General features: G+C 46.3%; 15 protein-coding genes. 4 read left to right on the top strand and 11 right to left on the bottom strand.

All coding sequences use genetic code 11. The features are described from left to right. Positions 1-10: 10 nt before the first annotated feature. Complete coding sequence (locus tag EKQ44_RS06525; protein ID WP_237662762.1) at positions 11-1,189, bottom strand: acetyl-CoA C-acetyltransferase; 1,179 nt, start codon at positions 1,187-1,189, stop codon at positions 11-13. Positions 1,190-1,729: 540 nt separating this feature from the next. Beyond that, complete coding sequence (locus tag EKQ44_RS06520) at positions 1,730-3,844, bottom strand: (Fe-S)-binding protein (protein WP_237662761.1); 2,115 nt, start codon at positions 3,842-3,844, stop codon at positions 1,730-1,732. Between the two features lie 266 nt (positions 3,845-4,110). On the opposite strand from EKQ44_RS06520, the gene cls reads away from it, so the two are divergent. Together cls and uvsE are read left to right on the top strand one after the other, a co-directional pair. Continuing rightward, the gene (cls, locus tag EKQ44_RS06515) at positions 4,111-5,316 is read left to right on the top strand and encodes a cardiolipin synthase (RefSeq protein WP_237662760.1); all 1,206 of its coding nucleotides are present in this window, start codon (positions 4,111-4,113) and stop codon (positions 5,314-5,316) included. A gap of 215 nt (positions 5,317-5,531) precedes the next feature. After that, positions 5,532-6,485 carry a UV DNA damage repair endonuclease UvsE gene (uvsE, locus tag EKQ44_RS06510; protein WP_237662759.1) on the top strand — a complete coding sequence of 318 codons (954 nt, stop codon included), beginning with the start codon at positions 5,532-5,534 and terminating at the stop codon, positions 6,483-6,485. A 67-nt stretch (positions 6,486-6,552) separates the two neighbouring features. Here uvsE and EKQ44_RS06505 read toward each other — a convergent pair whose 3' ends face one another. The 5 genes from EKQ44_RS06505 to speE all read right to left on the bottom strand — a co-directional run bounded on the left by EKQ44_RS06505 (position 6,553) and on the right by speE (position 11,473). Continuing rightward, positions 6,553-6,729 carry a XapX domain-containing protein gene (locus EKQ44_RS06505; protein WP_010197488.1) on the bottom strand — a complete coding sequence of 59 codons (177 nt, stop codon included), beginning with the start codon at positions 6,727-6,729 and terminating at the stop codon, positions 6,553-6,555. Positions 6,730-6,823: 94 nt separating this feature from the next. Beyond that, positions 6,824-8,494 (bottom strand): arginine--tRNA ligase, encoded by a 1,671-nt coding sequence (gene argS / locus EKQ44_RS06500; protein WP_237662758.1) that lies wholly within the window; start codon positions 8,492-8,494, stop codon positions 6,824-6,826. Next, complete coding sequence (locus EKQ44_RS06495; RefSeq protein WP_207556172.1) at positions 8,491-8,946, bottom strand: YwiB family protein; 456 nt, start codon at positions 8,944-8,946, stop codon at positions 8,491-8,493. Before EKQ44_RS06495 ends, argS begins: the two co-directional genes overlap by 4 nt. A gap of 500 nt (positions 8,947-9,446) precedes the next feature. Beyond that, positions 9,447-10,319 (bottom strand): agmatinase, encoded by an 873-nt coding sequence (gene speB, locus EKQ44_RS06490; protein WP_237662757.1) that lies wholly within the window; start codon positions 10,317-10,319, stop codon positions 9,447-9,449. Positions 10,320-10,645: 326 nt separating this feature from the next. Next, positions 10,646-11,473, bottom strand: coding sequence for a spermidine synthase (speE, locus tag EKQ44_RS06485; RefSeq protein ID WP_237662756.1), 828 nt, complete (start codon positions 11,471-11,473; stop codon positions 10,646-10,648). Positions 11,474-12,035: 562 nt separating this feature from the next. Between speE and EKQ44_RS06480 the strand changes: the two genes are divergently transcribed. After that, on the top strand, positions 12,036-14,108 hold the full coding sequence (locus EKQ44_RS06480) for a transglycosylase domain-containing protein (RefSeq protein WP_237662755.1): 2,073 nt from the start codon (positions 12,036-12,038) through the stop codon (positions 14,106-14,108). Positions 14,109-14,680: 572 nt separating this feature from the next. On the opposite strand, the gene EKQ44_RS06475 is transcribed toward EKQ44_RS06480, so the two are convergent. Continuing rightward, a complete protein-coding gene (locus EKQ44_RS06475) occupies positions 14,681-15,196 on the bottom strand; it encodes a YwhD family protein (RefSeq protein ID WP_237662754.1) in 516 nt (171 codons plus the stop codon). A 136-nt stretch (positions 15,197-15,332) separates the two neighbouring features. Between EKQ44_RS06475 and EKQ44_RS06470 the strand changes: the two genes are divergently transcribed. Next, a complete protein-coding gene (locus tag EKQ44_RS06470; RefSeq protein WP_237662753.1) occupies positions 15,333-15,518 on the top strand; it encodes a 2-hydroxymuconate tautomerase in 186 nt (61 codons plus the stop codon). Between the two features lie 268 nt (positions 15,519-15,786). Here the strand turns inward: EKQ44_RS06470 and EKQ44_RS06465 are convergent, their stop codons facing one another. The 3 genes from EKQ44_RS06465 to EKQ44_RS06455 all read right to left on the bottom strand — a co-directional run bounded on the left by EKQ44_RS06465 (position 15,787) and on the right by EKQ44_RS06455 (position 19,200). After that, a complete protein-coding gene (locus tag EKQ44_RS06465; protein WP_237662752.1) occupies positions 15,787-17,067 on the bottom strand; it encodes a DUF2254 domain-containing protein in 1,281 nt (426 codons plus the stop codon). Between the two features lie 297 nt (positions 17,068-17,364). Beyond that, positions 17,365-17,871 (bottom strand): YwgA family protein, encoded by a 507-nt coding sequence (locus EKQ44_RS06460; protein WP_237662751.1) that lies wholly within the window; start codon positions 17,869-17,871, stop codon positions 17,365-17,367. A gap of 30 nt (positions 17,872-17,901) precedes the next feature. Next, positions 17,902-19,200 (bottom strand): HD domain-containing protein, encoded by a 1,299-nt coding sequence (locus EKQ44_RS06455; protein ID WP_237662750.1) that lies wholly within the window; start codon positions 19,198-19,200, stop codon positions 17,902-17,904. Positions 19,201-19,260: the final 60 nt, after the last annotated feature.

Below are 19,260 nucleotides of genomic sequence, written 5' to 3'. Positions count from 1 at the left end.
AAGTTATCTCTTATACTTGAATCAAAATTGCATCGCCCTGTCCGCCACCTGAGCAGATGGAGGCAATCCCAAGGCCGCCGCCGCGACGCTTCAGCTCATGAATCAGCGAAACGATGATACGTGCTCCACTTGCTCCGATCGGATGTCCAAGTGCTACCGCACCGCCGTTTACATTCACTTTCTCCAGATCAAGCCCAGCAAGATTAGCCGATGCCAACGCTACCGCCGCAAATGCTTCATTTATTTCAAAAAGATCAATGTCTTCAAGCTTTTTTCCTGTTTTCTTTAAAAGTTCCGTGATGACAAGTCCCGGAGTCTTCGGGAAATCCTTTGCTTCCACTGCGATCGAAGCGTGGCCAAGGATGGTCGCCATCACTTCTTTCCCTTCTTTTGCCGCACGATCTTCGCTCATCAGCACAAGTGCACTAGCGCCGTCATTCACGCCTGGTGCATTTCCGGCCGTGATAGTCCCGTCATGGTCGAATGCCGGTCTTAAGGATGCCAATTTTTCGATGGAGGTGTCTTTTCTAGGAGACTCATCCTTATTCACGACAATCGGGTCGCCTTTTCGTTGTGGTACGGAAACCGGGACGATTTCTGCATCATATGTGCCATTTTCTGCTGCTTCAATGGCACGTTGATGACTTCTGTATGCCCATGCATCCTGGTCTTCACGGGTGATTTCCATTTCCTTTGCCACACTGTTTCCGTACGTACCCATGTGCACGCCTGTAAACGTACAAGTCAGGCCGTCATGGACCATCAAGTCCTGCACGGTGCTGTCGCCCATACGAAGGCCCCATCTAGCTTTTGGCAGCATGTATGGCGCGTTGCTCATGGATTCCATTCCGCCAGCTACGATGACTTCCTCTTCACCTGAACGGATGAGGATATCGCCGAGTGTGACGCTGCGCATGCCGGATGCGCAAACTTTGTTGATGGTTTCTGTGCGTACTTCCCATGGCAGCCCTGCTTTTTGGGAGGCTTGGCGGGATGGAAGCTGGCCTTGGCCGCCTTGAAGGACGGTTCCCATGATGACTTCGCCGACTTGGTCGCCTGATACGCTTGCTCTTGATAAGGCTTCCTTGATGGCCGTTGCTCCTAAGTCTGAGGCGGATAATGTGCTTAGTCCTCCTGCGAAACGGCCGATTGGTGTGCGGACTGCGCTAACGATTACTGTTTTTCCCATGGTTGATTTCCTCCTTTTTATTTAGAAAAATATCGCTTTGACTTCAAGTTGATTTGCGTTCCAGATGTTCGCTTTCCGTGGGACGGTGCTTGAGCCTCCTCACAACGCTTCAAGGCCACTGAAAAAGTACATTATTTTAGTAATCTGTTTCATACCTCTGTTGATTTCCGCAAACGGCTTCGCTTTCCGCGGGGCGACCTTGAGCCTCCTCGGGCTACGCCCTGCGGGGTCTCAAGAATGTCGCTACTCCCCCGCAGGAGTCTTCGCCTATTGCTCCAATCAACAGCTAGAAATTGTAATAATGATAAGTTTTTGGGTTTTTCAGTGGCCTCCAACGCTTAAGGGGTCTTCCCTGTTCCTTCCCCCCGCTGGAGTCTCACACCTTGCACTCCAAGCAACTGAGGAAATTTATTTCAACACTATTTGTTACCGCTTACAATATTTATTTTTATAAAACTGAACGACCGCTCAGTTTTGGTGAAAAGCATATGGTGTACGCAGTAAACTACGTACACCTTGAGACTTGAATCTATTTTTCTATTAAGATACTAATTCTCTTTTTTCACCTATGACAGAACGCTCTAAGAGTTCTGCTACATCGTAGGTTCCGACATTTTCTTCCACTTCCTTGGCTTTCGTGCCGTCAGATAGCATCGTCAGGCAGTATGGGCAGCCGGAGCTGATGACGCTTGGTGCGACTTCGAGTGCTTGTTCGGTACGGGCGACGTTGACGCGTGTGCCTGTGTCTTCTTCCATCCACATGAGACCTCCACCGGCTCCACAGCACATCCCCGTTTCGCGGCTGCGGTTCATTTCGACCACGTTGACGCCTGGGATGGCTTTTAGGATGTCACGAGGCGGCTCGTAGACTTCGTTGTATCTGCCGAGGTAGCAAGAATCGTGATAGGTGATGGTTTCTTTTACCTCGTATACCGGAGTCAGTTTGCCTTCTTTTACAAGTTCGGCTAAGACTTCTGTATGATGGTAAACTTCAGCTTCGAGGCCGAAATCAGGGTACTCGTTTTTGAAAATGTTATAGGCATGCGGGTCGATTGTGACGATTTTTTTGACTTCGTTTTTCTCGAATTCTGCGATGTTGCTTGTTGCAAGCTCTTGGAAAAGAAATTCGTTTCCTAGGCGGCGCGGCGTGTCACCGGAGTTTTTCTCCTTGTTTCCGAGAATCGCGAATTTCACGCCGGCTTCGTTCAGCAATTTTGCGAAAGAGATGGCGATCTTCTGGGAACGATTGTCGAAGGATCCCATGGACCCTACCCAGAACAGGTACTCGAACTCTTCGCCTGCTTTTTTCATTTCTTTTACGGTTGGAATGCTTACTTCCGGTGCTGCTTCGCGCCAGTTTTCGCGCTCTTTGCGATTCAGACCCCAAGGATTTCCTTGGCGTTCGATGTTGGTCATCGCGCGCTGTGCATCGGCATCCATTTTTCCTTCTGTAAGAACCAGGTAACGGCGAAGGTCGATGATTTTATCAACATGCTCGTTCATTACCGGACATTGGTCCTCACAGTTACGACAGGTCGTACATGCCCAGATCTCTTCTTCTGTGATGACATCGCCGATCAGACTCGGGCTATATTCGATGGTTGCTGCGCTTTCTTGTGCACCTTTTCCTGCAGCCGCCATGGCAAGCTGATTTCCTTGTGTGTTATTGAACGCATAAGTCGGTACCCAAGGGGATTTGGACGTGATGGCTGCTCCCTTGTCAGTCAGGTGATCACGAATTTTAATGATCAAATCCATCGGTGAAAGCATTTTTCCTGTGCCTGTAGCCGGACACATGTTGGTACAGCGGCCACACTCGACACATGCGTACATATCGATCAATTGGTATTGGGTAAAGTCTTCTACTTTCCCGACACCAAATGTTTCTTGTGTTTCGTCTTCAAAGTCGATCTTTTCCAGTTTCCCAGCGTTGGTTGTACGGTGGAAAAATACATTCGCAGGTCCTGCAATCAAATGCGCATGCTTGGATTGCGGCACGTAGACCAAGAACGTCAATAAGAACAACAGGTGAATCCACCAGCCGACATAGAATAATGCGATGGCTGCCGTTTCATTGATCCAGCTAAACATGAGGGCGAATAAAGATGCCACAGGCTCGCTCCATGTCAAGCCATGGTCATGCCAGATGAGTCCCATTCCGTTTGAAAATAATACGGAGAGCATTAGTCCGCCGATAAACAATAGGACAAGACCGGACTTGAAGCCCCTTTTCAAGCGAACTAATTTTTCAACATAACGACGATGGAAGGCCCATACCACCGCTACTAGAATCATCAGCGTTACAAGCTCTTGAAAAAAAGTAAAGGCCGGATACAATGGTCCAAGCGGCAAATGCGCGTTTGGAGCAAGTCCTTTGATGATCAGGTCAATGGCCCCCAGTTGCACCATGATGAATCCGTAGAAGAACATGACGTGGATGATTCCACTTTTCTTATCCTTCAATAATTTTTTCTGACCAAAAACATTGACCCAGACTTTGTCTAGTCGTTCTTTCACTTTGTTGTCGAATTCAACTTTTTTACCAAGCTTGATGAATTGAATCCTTGTTCTGATCAAGTAAACAAATAGCGATACTGCGTAAGCGGTTACAATTATCGTTAAAATCCAATTGGCGATTAACAAACCGTTACTCACATCTCCCCACTCCTTTCGTGTCCCCTTTTACTGTCGGCCATTTGCGTTTTTCGTTTACGAAAGAGCCTCAATGTTTGGAAAGAATATAATTTTCAGAACTTTAGTAATTTACCTTTATCTTATAACTGAATGAGCATTCAGTCAACACATTTAGTTGAATTTCTAAGGCTTATTTTAAAGGAATGTGGGTATGGGTAATTAGTTATAGGATAAGATGACGCGATTTCGTAAAAACTAAATGGACGTGTTCGCGGGAGGGAAAAGCTATGAATGTAGTGTTGTACGTTTTGTTAGTGATCGGATTATTTATTGCTTGGCTGGCATTGGATTTATATTTGGGACGAAAGAAGCACTTGAAAGAAGTAAAGCGGTTGAAGTTCCCGAAAAGGCAGAGTGACATCCTTCTTTATTCGGATGGAAACCTCTTGTATAAGGATTTGTATGATGATATGCGTAAGGCCAGCCATCACATTCATTCCCTTTTTTACATGGTACGTAATGACCATGCGAGTGAAGAGTTTTTGTCCATTTTAAAGGAGAAGGCGGACCAAGGCGTGGAAGTGCGGTTGCTTCTTGATTATTTTGGGTCGTTTGATGTGAAAAAAGAAACAGTGAAAGAGTTGAAATCACATGGCATTGAAGTGGAATACTACCATAAGCCAGCTTTTCCGTTTTTCTTTTTCAGCATCAACCAGCGAAACCACCGGAAGATAACCGTGGTGGACGGCAAGATTGGATATCTTGGAGGCTTTAATATCGGAAAAGAGTATCTTGGACAGGATCCGGAGTTCGGCGTGTGGCGGGACTATCACCTGAAGCTTGAAGGGGAAGGTGTGCAGGACCTACAGTCACAGTTTATGCAAAACTGGGAGCAGGCCGGGGACTTCCCTTCCCTTGAGTGGGGCGAGGCGTACTTTCCTGTTGCGGAAAAGGGGCCGATTACGCATAAGCTTGTTCCGACAAATGGAGGACATTTGAGTGAAACGTTCCTGACGCTTTTACAGCGCGCGGAGAAATCGATCATCATTTGCACCCCTTATTTCATTCCAAGTGACCCGCTGTTGGAGGAGCTTTTGGCGGCGCTCGGTCGCGGTGTGAAGGTCACGGTGCTTGTTCCTGCAAAAGCGGATCATCCGCTTGTCATGGATGCGGCCTTTCCTTACTTTAAGACCATCATTGGGGCCGGCGCGGAAGTATACCGGTTTTATCTTGGTTTTTATCATGCAAAAGTCATGGTCATCGATGATCACACCTGTGATATCGGAACGGCCAACTTTGATAAGAGAAGTTTATTTTTGAATAATGAAATTAACTGTTTGATATTTGATAAGGAATTCGTTCACAGAACGGTGGAGGAGATTCACAAGGACATTCATAATTCGGAAAAGCTGACGCTTGAGTTTATCCAGAAACGTTCATTTATGGATAAAAGTCGGGAACAGCTCTCTAAGATTCTTTCTCCGTTGATGTGAGGTTTGAAGGCTATTTTCGTATACTTTACTGCTTTTCGTATGGATATATTCACCGTTAGTTTCCTTACTGTCGTGCTCTTTTCTCTGCCGTATTTAAGAAACTACTTGCACCTTATAAAGTACGAAAGCAGTAAAAAGTCCAATTGCCGACTTTTTACAAGTAGATAGCACAAATTTTTGAGAAAAGGGCCTTTTGGAAAGGAGACGCTTGTTGCATGAGGATTCGTTTTGGGTTTGTATCACAATCTTGGACGCTCTGGGAGGCTTCCCCTGCCAGGGCGTTGACTTATACACGTTATAAGCAGATGTCCGCGGATGAAGGAAGGGAAAAGCTGCTTTCGGTGACCCGTGAAAATTTGAAGAACACGCTGCGTACCATCTATTTCTGCATCGCCCATGAAATCCAAGTATTCCGCTTCTCCTCCTCCATCGTCCCGCTTGCCACCCATCCGGATGTGAAGTGGGATTTTGTCCATGAGTTTGGTAAGGAGTTCAAGGAGATCGGGGATTTGGTGAAGCGCTATGGGATGCGTTCGAGCTTTCATCCCAATCAATTCACCCTTTTCACGAGCGATAAGCCGCATATCACGGAGAATGCTGTGATTGATATGATCTACCATTACGAGATGCTGAAAGCGATGGGCTTGGAGGATGAGGGCACCATCAATATCCATGTGGGTGGTGCTTACGGAAACAAGGAGCAAGCGGTGGAGCGGTTCCGTGAAAATATCGTGGCGCTCCCTGATGAGGTGCGGGCGAGGATGACGCTTGAGAATGATGATAAGACCTATACAACGGAGGAGACCTTGGTGCTGTGCGAGGAGCTTGGGATCCCACTTGCGTTCGATTACCATCATGAATACGCCAATCCTAGTTCTGTTTCGTGGGAGGAGCTGTTGCCAAGGGTGTATGCGACGTGGAAGGATATCGGCATCATTCCAAAGATCCATATCTCCTCCCCTATTTCGGAAAAGAAGTTGCGGCACCATGCGGACTTTGTGGATCTGCATTTTCTGATGGAGTTTTTAAAAGTTGTGGTTGGTATAGGGCAGGATGTCGATTTTATGGTGGAAGCGAAAAGAAAAGATGAAGCAGCACTCCAGCTTTGCGAAGACATCGGAAAAATCCGAGGTGTGAAACGGATTAGCGGTGGTGCGGTGGAGTGGTAAAGTAATAAAAGGGGTCTGACCCTCACCGCTTTAAAGCGATGAAGGTCAGACCCCTTTTTCATCTTTTTTAGTTGCTTGATTGAAAGATCGGGGCCACCCAAGTAAATAGGCGGTAGCCGAGGTAGATGCCGACGATTCCTACGATGCCGGAGAATACGGGTGGTGCTGGGATTGGCAGGCGGAATAGGGCGAAGAGGAATCCTACGACCATGCCTGTTGCAAGTGCGAGTAAGCTTTCTTTCATTGTGGAAAACTCCCTTGTTGTTTTTGTCTTATGTTAGTTATTTTGGCCAAAAGAAAGCTCTCTACTCTAAATTCAGGTAGAGAGCTTTCTGGCATTACATTTTTTCCGGTGCAGAAACCCCAATCAGTTTTAATGCGTCCTGTAGCGTGGTTTGAACGGCTTTCATCAACCCGAGGCGCGCTCTGGATTTTTCTTGGTTGTCAGGATCCAATACTTTTTCCGCATTGTAGAAGCTGTGCAGCGCGGATGCGAGTTCGAATGTATAGTTCGTGATGCGATGAGGAATGCGTTTTTCTGCCGCTTCCGCTACCGCAAGAGGGTATTCACCAAGCTTTTTCAAAAGGTCGATCTCTTTTTCAGAAGAGATGTGTTCAAGCGCGAAGTCCCCTTCTAAGCTTAAGCCTTGCTCTTCTCCTTGACGAAGCATGCTGCAAATACGTGCGTGTGCGTATTGTGCGTAGAATACCGGGTTTTCATTGGACTGTGAAACGGCAAGGTCCATGTCGAAGTCAAGATGCGTATCGCCTGAACGCATGGCGAAGAAGTAACGTACAGCATCAAGGCCCACTTCTTCCATCAAATCACGCATCGTTACCGCTTTACCGGTACGCTTGCTCATTTTCATTTTTTCACCGTTTTGGAAAAGGTGGACAAGTTGGATGATTTCCACTTCCAGTGCGTCTTTTCCATAGCCTAATGCTTCGATTGCCGCCTTCATACGAGGGATATAGCCGTGGTGGTCAGCTCCCCAAATGTTGATCAGCTTGTCATGGCCGCGCTTCAGTTTATCCTGATGGTACGCGATATCTGGTGTCAGATATGTGTAAGATCCGTCATTTTTAATCAATACACGGTTTTTGTCATCGCCAAATGCTGTGGAGCGGAACCATGTCGCCCCCTCTTCTTCATAGATGTGGCCCTGTTCACGTAAGGTCGATAGTGCCTCTTCGATTTTTCCGTTGTTGTATAGGGAAGTCTCGGAGTACCAAACGTCAAAACGGACACGGAACTCTTCTAGGTCCTGTTGCAATTTTTTCATTTCGTATTTCAAGCCATATTCACGGAAAAAGCTACGGCGGTCCTCTTCTGATTCGTTGACGAAACGGTCGCCGAACTCCTCTGCGATTGCCTGGCCGATCCCGATGATGTCTTTACCATGATAACCGTCTTCCGGCATTTCCATGTCTTGTCCAAGCGCTTGGAAGTAACGTGCCTCGACAGAAAGGGCCAAGTTGTTGATTTGATTACCAGCGTCGTTGATGTAATATTCGCGTGTTACCTCGTAGCCTGCCTTATCAAGCACATTACATAGGGAATCCCCCACTGCCGCACCACGGGCATGTCCAAGGTGAAGGTCGCCTGTAGGGTTTGCAGAAACAAACTCGACATTGATCTTTTCACCGTTGCCAACATTGGAACGTCCGTAGTTGGATCCCTCTTTCAGGATTGTCGGGATTAGCTCTGTAAGATAGGCATTATCCATGTAAAAGTTGATGAATCCAGGACCTGCGATATCAATTTTTTCAATGGAAGCTTTGGATTGGTCGAAATTCTTCACGATTTCTTCCGCAATCATGCGTGGCGCTTTTTTCGCAACACGTGCAAGCTGCATCGCCATGTTGGTGGAGTAGTCCCCGTTTGCTTTATCTTTTGGTGTTTCCAGTACAACGTCCGGAATCTGTTCTTCTGTTGCCAAGCCTGCTTTCAGTACGGAAGCCTTGATCTCCGCTTTCAGGCGTTCTTGCACTTGTTCTACTATATTCATCTTGCCTGTTCCTCCTCGTAATTGATTGTTATCAAGTATTGACCGGTTATTTGGTCTTGAACCTTCAATTTATAATCGAGCTGTAAACAGCCTCTTTTCTTTTCGGGATCCTTCATCATGACCACTTTTTCAGTTTCCGTTTCAAATTGGAACCCTGCGCCAACGCCCTGGTAGCTTCCTTCTGTCGTTTCACCGGCACGGAAGGATTGCAGCATGTTGATGTCACCTGAGCGCTTCAGGCGTACCTCTTTGTCCGTTATTTTATAAAAACAATCGACCTTCTCCTTGCCTTCGAGTTCCTCTGAGAAGACGATGTATTCTGATTCACCTTTTATGTAGTATTGACCATCTGCTCCAAACACAACAAATTCCCTGTCATTATCCGCATGTATTATTTCCGACTGGAACGTCACCTTTATCGGCATCTTTAAGTGATTTTGATTGTCTGCCATCTGGCCCCACATCCTTTTATCTTTTACGCTTATTGGTTCGCGTCGATTTTATCTATAACCTTCATAGTATAAAACAAGTAGTGGTGGGAGTTCAATAGAGGATGTGGATTAGAAGGGAAATTTGATGGATTTTGGTTGGAGAAATGGTCTACGGTCTGCTGTGTGAGGGGGCAATTTGGTTTGTGACGGGATTATGGGGGCTTGTGAAGGGATTCAGGGGAGTTGTGGTGGGATTTTCTTAACTTGTGATGGGATTATCACTCGTTATGATGGGATTCCAGTCTTCTGCCTTTATTCCTGCGCTAAAACTTGGTGAGAGAGAATGAATGGTGACGGGATTTTCACTAGATATGACGGGATTCCACATTCTTATGAAGGGATTAGATGAGAACTCAACTATACTTTGCAAAATCCACCTTAAACCCCTTTTATTTAGCTAAAAAAACAACCCTATCCCCAAGCACTTTCGGGCTCAGAGAACAGGGCTGAATTTCTAATTCTTATTTCACCCAACCTAAAATCATTTCACGGATCAGTTTGCTCGCTGTGTTGGCAGTCTGCTCGGATGGGTCATAGATTGGTGCAACTTCCACAAGGTCTGCCCCCACTACGTTCACATCGGAGCCTGCGATTGCATGGATGGATGCAAGCAATTCACGGGATGTGATGCCGCCGCAATCCACTGTTCCTGTTCCAGGCGCGTGTGCAGGATCAAGGACATCGATGTCGATCGTTACGTAAACCGGACGGCCTGCAAGTGTCGGAAGGATTTCCTTCAATGGCTCAAGTACCTCAAATTTGGAGATGTGCATGCCCACTTCCTTCGCCCATTGGAACTCTTCCTTCATGCCGGAACGGATTCCGAATGAATACACATTCGTCGGGCCGATCAGGTTTGCTGCTTTCTTGATTGGTGTGGAGTGGGAAAGCGGCTCGCCTTCGTAATCGTCACGAAGGTCTGTGTGCGCATCCATATGGATGATGGCAAGATCCGGATACTTTTTGTACATCGCCTTGATGACAGGCCAAGATACAAGGTGCTCCCCACCCATTCCAAGTGGGAACTTGTCTTTTTCTAAAAGTCCATCGATGTATTCTTCAATCATCTCGATGCTTTTTTGCGGGTTACCAAAAGGCAATGGGATATCACCGGCATCGAAATATTTTACTTCTTCTAGTTCGCGGTCGAGGTACGGGCTGTACTCTTCCAGTCCGATCGAAACTTCGCGGATACGGGATGGGCCGAAGCGGGATCCCGGACGGTAGCTCACTGTCCAGTCCATCGGCATGCCGTAAATTACCGCTTGGCTATCTTCAAAGCTTGGGTGGCTTTTAATAAACACGTTGCCTGAATATGCTTCATCAAAACGCATGGGGGGGTTCCTCCTTTATCGAGGGTATGGTCTCATAAAAAGGGAGCTTACCTGGTTAACTCCCTTTTGATTTCCGTTCCGGGTGTTCGCTTATCCTAAGGGCGGTGCTTGAGCCTCCTCGGCTTTGCCTGCGGGGTCTCAAGCTACCGCTACCTCCCGTAGGAGTCTCACATCCTGCACTTCAATCAACAGGGGAGGCAACTTTTATTTTGAAGCATCTCTTTTACAACCCTCTTATTATTATAAATTTATTTAAGGGGTCTGACCCTTAGCGCTTTAAAGCGTTGAGGGTCAGACCCCTTTTAGCCATTTAACTTACTACCACGTTACTTAATTAAATCTGCAACGAATTTTGGTAGGGCGAATGCTGCTTTGTGCAGGTCTTTTGTGTAGTATTTGGTTTCGATTTCGTGGAAGCGATCTTCGCTCACTTCCAGTGGGTCGTGTTTTTTGGATCCGATGGTGAATGTCCACATGCCGCTTGGGTATGTTGGGATGTTTGCGATGTATAGGCGTGTAATCGGGAAGATTTCACGTACGTCGCGTTGTACCGTTGTGATTAGTTCTGGTGTGAACCATGGGTTGTCCGTTTGCGCGACGAATACACCATCTTCTTTCAATGCTTTGGAGATTCCTGCGTAGAAGCCTTTTGTGAATAGGTTTACAGCTGGTCCAACTGGCTCCGTGGAGTCTACCATGATGACGTCATATTCGTTTTCGCTTTCCGCGATGTGCATGAAGCCGTCGCCGACTTTTACTTCCACGCGCTCATTTTCAAGCTCTCCTGCAATTTCAGGAAGGTACTTTTTGGAGTACTCGATTACTTTTCCGTCAATTTCTACAAGTGTCGCTTTTTTCACACTAGGGTGTTTTAGGACTTCACGGATTACGCCGCCGTCTCCTCCACCTACAACCAATACGTTTTCAGGGTTCGGGTGAGTGAATAAAGGTACGTGTGCCACCATCTCGTGGTAAACGAATTCGTCCTTTTGTGTCGTCATGACCATGCCGTCCAAAACAAGCATGTTGCCGAACTCTTCTGTTTCTACCATATCAAGCTTTTGGAATTCCGTCTGCTCTGTATGTAAAGTGCGTTTGATCTTCGCTGTGATTCCGAAGTTTTTTGTTTGATATTCTGTGTACCATAATTCCATTTTGTACAACATTCCCTTCCAACATAAGATTTACTATCTATCTTGCGGCCATAAGCTTTGAGTTTCTATGCTAAAAATGCTCGTTTTTATCGTTCCCTATCGATAAAAAATGAAACATTGATTGTTCGGGATTTCTTGCATGGCTGTTCACAAAAAACTGCCGCTGCTTTTCTAATCACCAAGAAAAAAGTATAGATGAATCTAGCGAAAATTCAAGTATTAATTTTATTTTTTGATAAATGTTTAAAAAGGTTCAAAGAATTTCATACTAGGAAATAAAAACTGTTTATGTACTATATTATTTTGATTCTATAAATAGCTGTTGATTTCCGTTCCAGGCGCTTCGCTTTCCGCGGGCGGTCCGGGAGCCTCCTCACTCCGTTGCGGGGTCTCCCAAGTCCCTTCCTCCCGCAGGACAAGGAAGGCTACGTGAGCGGTTCATCGCACGAAGAAAATGAGTTAGCATTTTCAAGGAGTCTGCGCGCCTTCCACTGCAATCAACTAGGGTGCTAAATTATTTTTATTACTAATACTCATGCTATCAGATAGGGGGTTGAGAAAAGTGGAGTTAATCACTAATGACCGGTTTCAGCAGGTAATTAAATATGTTCGTGCTTTGTTTTTTATTGGAATTATCCTATCAATCTCTTTCTTTCTGCTGGTTGGCGGTGTGTGGATTTATGCTAAATCCAAGGGTGCCCCTCCCCTTTCTGTGACGCAGTCTTCGATTATCTATAGCAAGGATGGCTCGATCATCGGGGAGGCTCATAGTGGCGAGAAGCGGTATTGGGTTTCGCTTGAGGATATATCCCCCTATTTGATCGATGCGACGATCGCAGTGGAAGATCGACGCTTTTTCACCCATCATGGCTTTGATCCTAAGCGTATTGGCGGTGCGATCCTAGCAGATATCAAGGCTCGCGCAAAGGTTCAGGGGGCGAGCACGATTTCCCAACAGTATGCGCGGAATCTTTTCCTTGTGCATGACAAGACATGGAAGCGCAAGATGGAAGAGGCCCTTTATACCATCAGAATCGAAGCCAACTACTCGAAGGAAGAGATCCTTGAGGGCTATTTGAATACGATTTATTATGGTCATGGCGCTTATGGGATTGAATCGGCGTCTTATTACTATTTTAACAAGCCTGCAAAGGAGTTGACGTTGTCAGAAGCAAGCATGCTTGCCGGAATCCCTAAAGGTCCTGGGGTATTTTCCCCTTATGTGGACAGCGAACGGGCTAGCCAAAGGCAGCAAGTGGTCCTGAACTCCATGGTGGAAAACGGCTCCCTAACGAAAGAGGCGGTCGAGGAAGCGTTGGCACAGCCACTGACTTACGGCAATCGTGAGCATTTGCCGAAAGAATTCATGGCTCCTTATTTTCAGGATGCGGTAAGGGCGGTTATCAGGAATGAACTGAACCTGCAAAAGGAGTTGGAGATGGGTGGACTCCATATTTATACCACCTTGGATCCCGCACTCCAAGCCATCGCTGAGGAAGAAGTCGAGAAAACGTTCAATCCGGAGTCTGCGATGCAGGTCGGATTTGTATCCATGGACCCGAAAACAGGCAGGGTGCTGGCACTTGTCGGGGGCAGGGATTATGAAGAGAGCCCTTATAACCGGGTGACGCAGGCGGAAAGACAGCCAGGGTCCACGTTCAAGCCGTTACTGTATTACCGGGCGCTTGAACAAGGATTCACCCCATCGACCGGGTTCCGGAGTGAAGTGACGACCTTCCAGGTGGATGAGGGGCGCTCGACCTACACGCCGCACAATTTCAATAACTATTATGCCAACGACACGCTGACGATGATGCAAGCACTACCTTTATCGGATAATATTTATGCTGTCAAAACGCATCTGTTGCTTGGCGAGAAAGAGCTGACAGAACAGGCAAAAGAACTTGGTATCAAGTCAAAGGTCAAGGATGTCCCGTCACTTGCCCTTGGGACCTCCCCAGTGCGTGTGCTTGATATGGCCAATGCCTATAGTGTGTTTGCCAATGGGGGAAAAGCGGTCAAGCCCGTCTTTATTGAAAAAGTAGTGAATTACCGTGGAGAGGTGCTTTTTGAGCGGGAAAAAGAAACAAAGCAACTGTTGGATCCTGATGTCACATTTGTACTGAACCATATGATGACAGGAATGTTCGATCCCGCATTGAACGGTTATATGGCCGTCACCGGAAATGCCATCCGTGACCAACTGACAAGACCGTATGCTGGAAAGTCTGGGTCTACCGAAACCGATAGCTGGATGATTGGATACACGCCACAACTGGTCAGTGCTGTCTGGACAGGCTATGACCGCGACCAATCCATCACACTCTGGGAAGAAAAGCATTACGCGAAAAATCTATGGGCCGGCTTTATGGAACGTGCCCTGGATAACAAATCGGTCATGGCTTTCGCTCCAACAGAAGGCGTCGTCGGGGTGCAGGTCAATCCACAAAGCGGGCTCCTTGCCACAAGCGACTGTCCTGTTTCCCGGTTGAGCTACTATATAAAGGGAACGGAGCCGACAGAATATTGCATGGCCCACTTGAATGACGGTTCCACAGAAGAAACTGTGCCGGAAGAGAGCCCTAAAGAGGAAGCACCTAAGAAGTGGTGGAAGAAGCTTTTACCTTGGATGTAAGATTGCTTTCTTAGGGAGATGGCGGTAGCTTGAGTCCCTGGCATTTTTGGTGGGGGTTGAGTTGCATGGGATACCTGGCCAGGAAATAGCCAAAAATAGGTGTTTTAAAGGGTTTTTGTAGCTATTTTTGCTTTGGAAAATTCATTCGGACAATTGATTGGTAGGTTCGGACATTTGAACATTGAAAAGGGTGTATGTTCGGACAATCCGAGGCAACCTTTGGACAACTTTTATGGAGGTTTGGTCATTTGAAAATCTGGTTTGGACAACTTTTTCAAAACTTCGGACATTTGCAATACGCAATGCTTAATTCCAAGCCGCAACGTCGAGAAGAGACCCAAAGTTCTGTAATTGTAATGACATCCAATCCACAAAAGGTTCGTTAACCAGAAATAATATCCTAAAAAAGTTAAAACCCCCGGGATGTCTCCCGGGGGTTTTAGGTGTCCTAGCTTTCCATGTGTTCTACACATGTAGGTTAAGTTTACTTTTTTTGTCGTAATAACTCAAGTAGGTAGAGTCGAACATTCAAAAAAATGTCACAACTTTATTTTCGGTAAGCTCTTGACAAATCAGTTTGTGGCCAATCCTTTTTTCAGATCCTCCGATGCCCGTTCCCACATTCCTTTGTCATGTGACTCCAGATAGTTTTGCAGGATAGCTTTGGAGCGATCATCCATGTGGTCCACCATAATGTGGCGCTTCATCGACTTATCCATCTTATTGACGTGCTCCGGAAGCGATTTATATCCTCTGCGGATTTCACGGTCCACGGTCATTTCACATGCCGTCACACCGGCATAATATGGCCCCTCCTGCTTGCGGTCAATCGTTACCCATACAAGCCAGTACGGTTTTCCGTTCGGTACATCCTCCTTGTTCGGAAGGAACTTGATGCCGCGTTCTACCGTGCTGCGCGCATGCATCGCACCGATGTCGACAAACGCATCTCCTGCTTCCACGTCTACAAATACAGGTGACACATTATCAAGGCTCAATGCCCCGATCCCGAATCCGCCGTGCCCATCTGTCGGGTCATTTTTTATGATATTAAAGCCTATCGGTTTCTTTTTCTTTTCCTGATCCATCTTTCTTGCCCCCTTACCTTTTATGTAACTGCGCTAGAGTGGCTGATGCGTTCCTGCCACTTGCGCTTTTCTTTTCATTATACAATAATTTATGAGAGATGGAAAAACAATAGAAGCTTAAAGGAGCGTGCATGTGATGCCATACGTAACAGTGAAAATGCTAGAAGGACGCAGCGATGAACAGAAAAAGGCATTGGTAGAGAAGGTGACCACGGCTGTCAGCGAGACAACCGGTGCCCCGGAAGAAAAGATTGTGGTGTTTATCGAAGAGATGACAAAAGGCCATTATGCTGTCGGCGGGAAGCGTTTGAGCGACCAATAATGTATTTGACTTTAGAGGGATTCGGACCTGGGTTCGGATCCCTTTTATTGCGCTGTTATCGCAAAGTTTGATGCTTGTAGAAAAATTCGACAAACGAGTGGTTTGGAGCGAAAGTCACTCGACTCCTGCGGGAGGTAGCGGTAGCTTGAGACTCCTGGAGCGTTGTGAGGAAACTCAAGCACCGCCCCGCGGAAAGCGAGTGACTGCAGCGAAAAGGAACGGTCAAACTTTATAGCCAATAAAAACAATCTTTTAGAAAACAGCCAATTTATTTTAACAACCCTTCTAATACCGCCTTCTTCTCCTCGATCTTTTTTACATCAAGCGGCTCGAAGTAGTCCTCTTTGATGCTCCCCACTAGAAACTCATACATTTCCTTTATGTTGTTTCGGATTGCCTTTTCACTTCCCTCCGCGGTCAGGATCAGGCATTCCAGTATCGTCAGCACCACAGAGATATCCCTTTCTCCATAGATGCGAATCTGGTAGAAGGCGGTGTAAAGGATCTCTTGGAAGGTGCGTTGTGGGATCGTGACGCGCTGATCTTTGTTTTCATCCAGGTAGGAAATGGCCTCTGCATCCACTTCGCCGAACTCTATCAATAGCCTGCTCATATAGCGGATGCAGTTGTTGGCGGTGTTTGGGTCATTGATCCCAGGAGATATCGCACGCAACGCGACTTCCGCAAGCTTTTGAAGTGCAAATTCTGCATCCTGCAACGGCGTCCGCTCCTCCCCTACTTCTATATAGGCGGTCACATCGAGTTCCTTGGAAGGCTTTTTTGTAAAATAAACCGTGGCAATCGTGCTGCGTTCGGTCACAAAATCACCGATTCGTTTTTTCAATACGAGGTGAAATCCGTGCTCTTTCGCCTCTTTGGTCAGTCCTTCCATATCGATGACCTGGATATACCCGGTCGCTTTTGGCTGGAGTTCTTTCGTTTCCGTGTAGTCTGTTGGTGCTTGCAATGTTTCAAATGTTATTTTTTCGGCTTTATAAAGGAGCTTTTTCTTTTTTAGTGAAATCAGCCCTTCTTTCATGAGCCGCTCGATCAGTTTGCTGACCTGTATGGACCTTGCCACATGGTGAATGAAGAAAACGAAATACCCGACACAGATGACGGCGAGGATCACCCCGACACCAGATGCCAGCACACGCTGATCATCGAGCCAATCTTTCATGAATAGCAAGGATGAAACCGTGTAGATAAAAGAACCGACAAATACACCAAGTACGCGCAGCGTGGTCTTTTCTGTCATGAAATCCTGCAGGGTCCTCGGGGAGAACTGACTCGAATAGGTGGTCAGCACCACCATGATGGTGGAAAAAGAGATGGTCGTCATCGTAAGGATGGCTGTTGCAATCGAGCTTAGGATGGTCGTGCTCAGGTCGACATTGGTGAAAAACACTTTCGGAAGGTAGTTTTGTACGGAATCGGCAAAAACGGTATCGATGGATATGATAATGGCGGTAAGGATGATGCTTGCCAGTGCGTACAGGCTTGGAACAAACCAAATTTCCTTCCGTGCTCTAAGGGTCCATTTCTCCATATGATTGTTGCTCCTCTTTTTGTAAGCTTTTTGTAGGTAGCATTCCCTTTTTGTGGTGAGGTTAAGCTTTTTAATGCGGTAGGCAGGTCCAGTCATGAGGAATTTAGGTGCCTGGTGTGTGAGATTTACGTTATTGTGACTTTTTGAACGGTTATTTTAACTTTTTTAAAGGGGATTGTGACATTTCTGAAGCGGATTGTGACTTTTTCAGCAGTTATTGTAACAATGGTACAATTTGACCAATGTCATCCGCAAATCAAAAAGCCCAAAAGGCATCCCCTTGGGCTTTTACAAATGCTATTGGGTGATGCATGCGCGCAGGCTCTCGATGTACTCGTATGCCTCGTCCACTTCTTCCTCTGTGTAGCGCTGCTTGCTTTTCAAGGTGAAGACTTTCTCCTTAACCTCTTCCCGCGGCAGGTTCTCAAAGAACAGCACGGTGGAGACAAGCTCTAAAAAGCGGGAGCTCTGTTCGTTCATCTGCCTCATGCATTCGTTCAGTTGTGGCATTTCCAGGTCATAATGTGTCAAGAACTCCTCCCCATTTTCGGTCAGGGAGTAGCGATATTGGGAGTAACCACCCTTGTTCTCTTTGAGCTCGCTTAGGAAGCCTAGATTGCAGAGTTCTTCTACTCTTAACGTCACTTCTTCTGAATATGGTCCGTAGAAATGGAAATTGTATTTTTCATAGAATGGGTAGTTCAGCTTTTTCGCGATATACACCATTTTCTGTAGCTTTTTTCTTCCGATGACTTCTCCTGCCGATGCAAACACCTTCATTAATTTTGCGTGATCTGTCAACAAACCCTTTCATCTCCTAACCTTATCCGTTGCCTATATTCCTAGTATCTCTCTGATTTTTTTCTTTGCCGTCTTTTTAGACGATAGATCTTCTAGCATGTCTTGTGGAAAATAAAGCTTGTGATCGGTTCTTCTTTTGCCGGATATGGCATCCACGATCTCAGATTCCCTTGATAGCTCACGCACATCCCCGTTTGGCATAAGCAGGTGAATCGGAAGGCGCTCCTCTTCTTCTCCCGGACGATAAAAGTCGTACGGCAAGTCGGAGGAGGAGTCCACCACTAGATAGTATGCAGGGTCGATGCCCGCTTTTTTAAAGAGACTTGTCAGTTCCATCAAGTCCATCATTTGCTTATTAGGATTAAATTCGACGTATTTAAACAAATTCCTGTTCATAAATCGTCGACATAAGTCACTTAATATCGAATCTTCTTCTTCCTGCCAGGATTGGAAATAATACATAATCACTGCTTCATCAAGCTTTATGTAGTCCTCAACTGAAATTTCTTCCTCAAAAAGGGAGTAAAAGTGAACAGGATGAAATTTGAATGTGTAGTTATCTTGGTGTAGTTGTTTGGCACGATGCAGGATCTTGGTCAATATCACTTCCGCACTCCGTGTGACGGGGTGAAAGTAAACCTGCCAATACATTTGATAGCGACTCATGATATAGTCTTCAACCGCATGCATCCCGCTAGATTTGATGACAACCTGGTCTTCCTGAGGGCGCATGACACGAAGGATACGCTCCATATCGAAATGCCCGTAGCTGACACCTGTAAAATAAGCATCACGCTGCAGATAATCCATCCTGTCTGCATCAATTTGACTGGAAATCATGCTGACTACCAATTTATTTTTATATGTTTTTGCGATGACTTCAGCCACGTCTTTCGGAAAATCCTTATGGACTTTTTTTAGGACGGCGTTTACTTCCGTATCCCCGAGGATGATGGCCTGGGTAAAATCTTCATGATCTAAGTGGAACACCTTTTCAAAGGAATGTGAAAACGGACCATGTCCCAGGTCGTGCAGCAGTGCGGCACACAGGCATAACAAGCGGTCATCTGGATTCCAGTCCTGTCTTCCCTCAAACCCGTCATCAATGATGCGGCGGACAATCTCGTATACTCCCAGTGAATGGTTAAGTCGGCTATGCTCCGCTCCGTGGAACGTCAAATAGGTGGTGCCAAGTTGGCGGATTCGGCGCAAACGCTGAAATTCCCTTGTTCCGATCAAATCCCAAACGACCCTGTCCCGAACATGAATATAGCGGTGCACGGGATCTTTAAATACCTTTTCTTCACTCAGTTTTTCCGTTGCATAACTCATCTCATTGACCTCTTTATTTTCGGCATAATATTATCTAACTCTATTATATCGTAAATATTT

The organism is Sutcliffiella horikoshii (assembly GCF_021991925.1).
GTDB classification, from domain to species: Bacteria; Bacillota; Bacilli; order Bacillales; family Bacillaceae_I; genus Sutcliffiella_A; species Sutcliffiella_A horikoshii_F.
The sequence above is the reverse complement of the archived record's forward strand: the minus strand, read 5'-3'. Positions and strand labels throughout refer to the sequence as shown.

Excerpts from the sequence above, each read along its gene's own strand:
- speB (WP_237662757.1), bottom strand. The coding sequence starts at position 10,319 with ATGCGTTTTGATGAAGCATATTCAGGCAACGTGTTTATTAAAAGCCAC.
- EKQ44_RS06505 (WP_010197488.1), bottom strand. The coding sequence starts at position 6,729 with ATGAAAGAAAGCTTACTCGCACTTGCAACAGGCATGGTCGTAGGATTC.
- EKQ44_RS06465 (WP_237662752.1), bottom strand. The coding sequence starts at position 17,067 with ATGGAGAAATGGACCCTTAGAGCACGGAAGGAAATTTGGTTTGTTCCA.
- EKQ44_RS06475 (WP_237662754.1), bottom strand. The coding sequence starts at position 15,196 with ATGGATCAGGAAAAGAAAAAGAAACCGATAGGCTTTAATATCATAAAA.
- speE (WP_237662756.1), bottom strand. The coding sequence starts at position 11,473 with ATGGAATTATGGTACACAGAATATCAAACAAAAAACTTCGGAATCACA.
- EKQ44_RS06525 (WP_237662762.1), bottom strand. The coding sequence starts at position 1,189 with ATGGGAAAAACAGTAATCGTTAGCGCAGTCCGCACACCAATCGGCCGT.
- EKQ44_RS06455 (WP_237662750.1), bottom strand. The coding sequence starts at position 19,200 with ATGAGTTATGCAACGGAAAAACTGAGTGAAGAAAAGGTATTTAAAGAT.
- EKQ44_RS06495 (WP_207556172.1), bottom strand. The coding sequence starts at position 8,946 with ATGGCAGACAATCAAAATCACTTAAAGATGCCGATAAAGGTGACGTTC.
- argS (WP_237662758.1), bottom strand. The coding sequence starts at position 8,494 with ATGAATATAGTAGAACAAGTGCAAGAACGCCTGAAAGCGGAGATCAAG.
- EKQ44_RS06470 (WP_237662753.1), top strand. The coding sequence starts at position 15,333 with ATGCCATACGTAACAGTGAAAATGCTAGAAGGACGCAGCGATGAACAG.
- cls (WP_237662760.1), top strand. The coding sequence starts at position 4,111 with ATGAATGTAGTGTTGTACGTTTTGTTAGTGATCGGATTATTTATTGCT.
- uvsE (WP_237662759.1), top strand. The coding sequence starts at position 5,532 with ATGAGGATTCGTTTTGGGTTTGTATCACAATCTTGGACGCTCTGGGAG.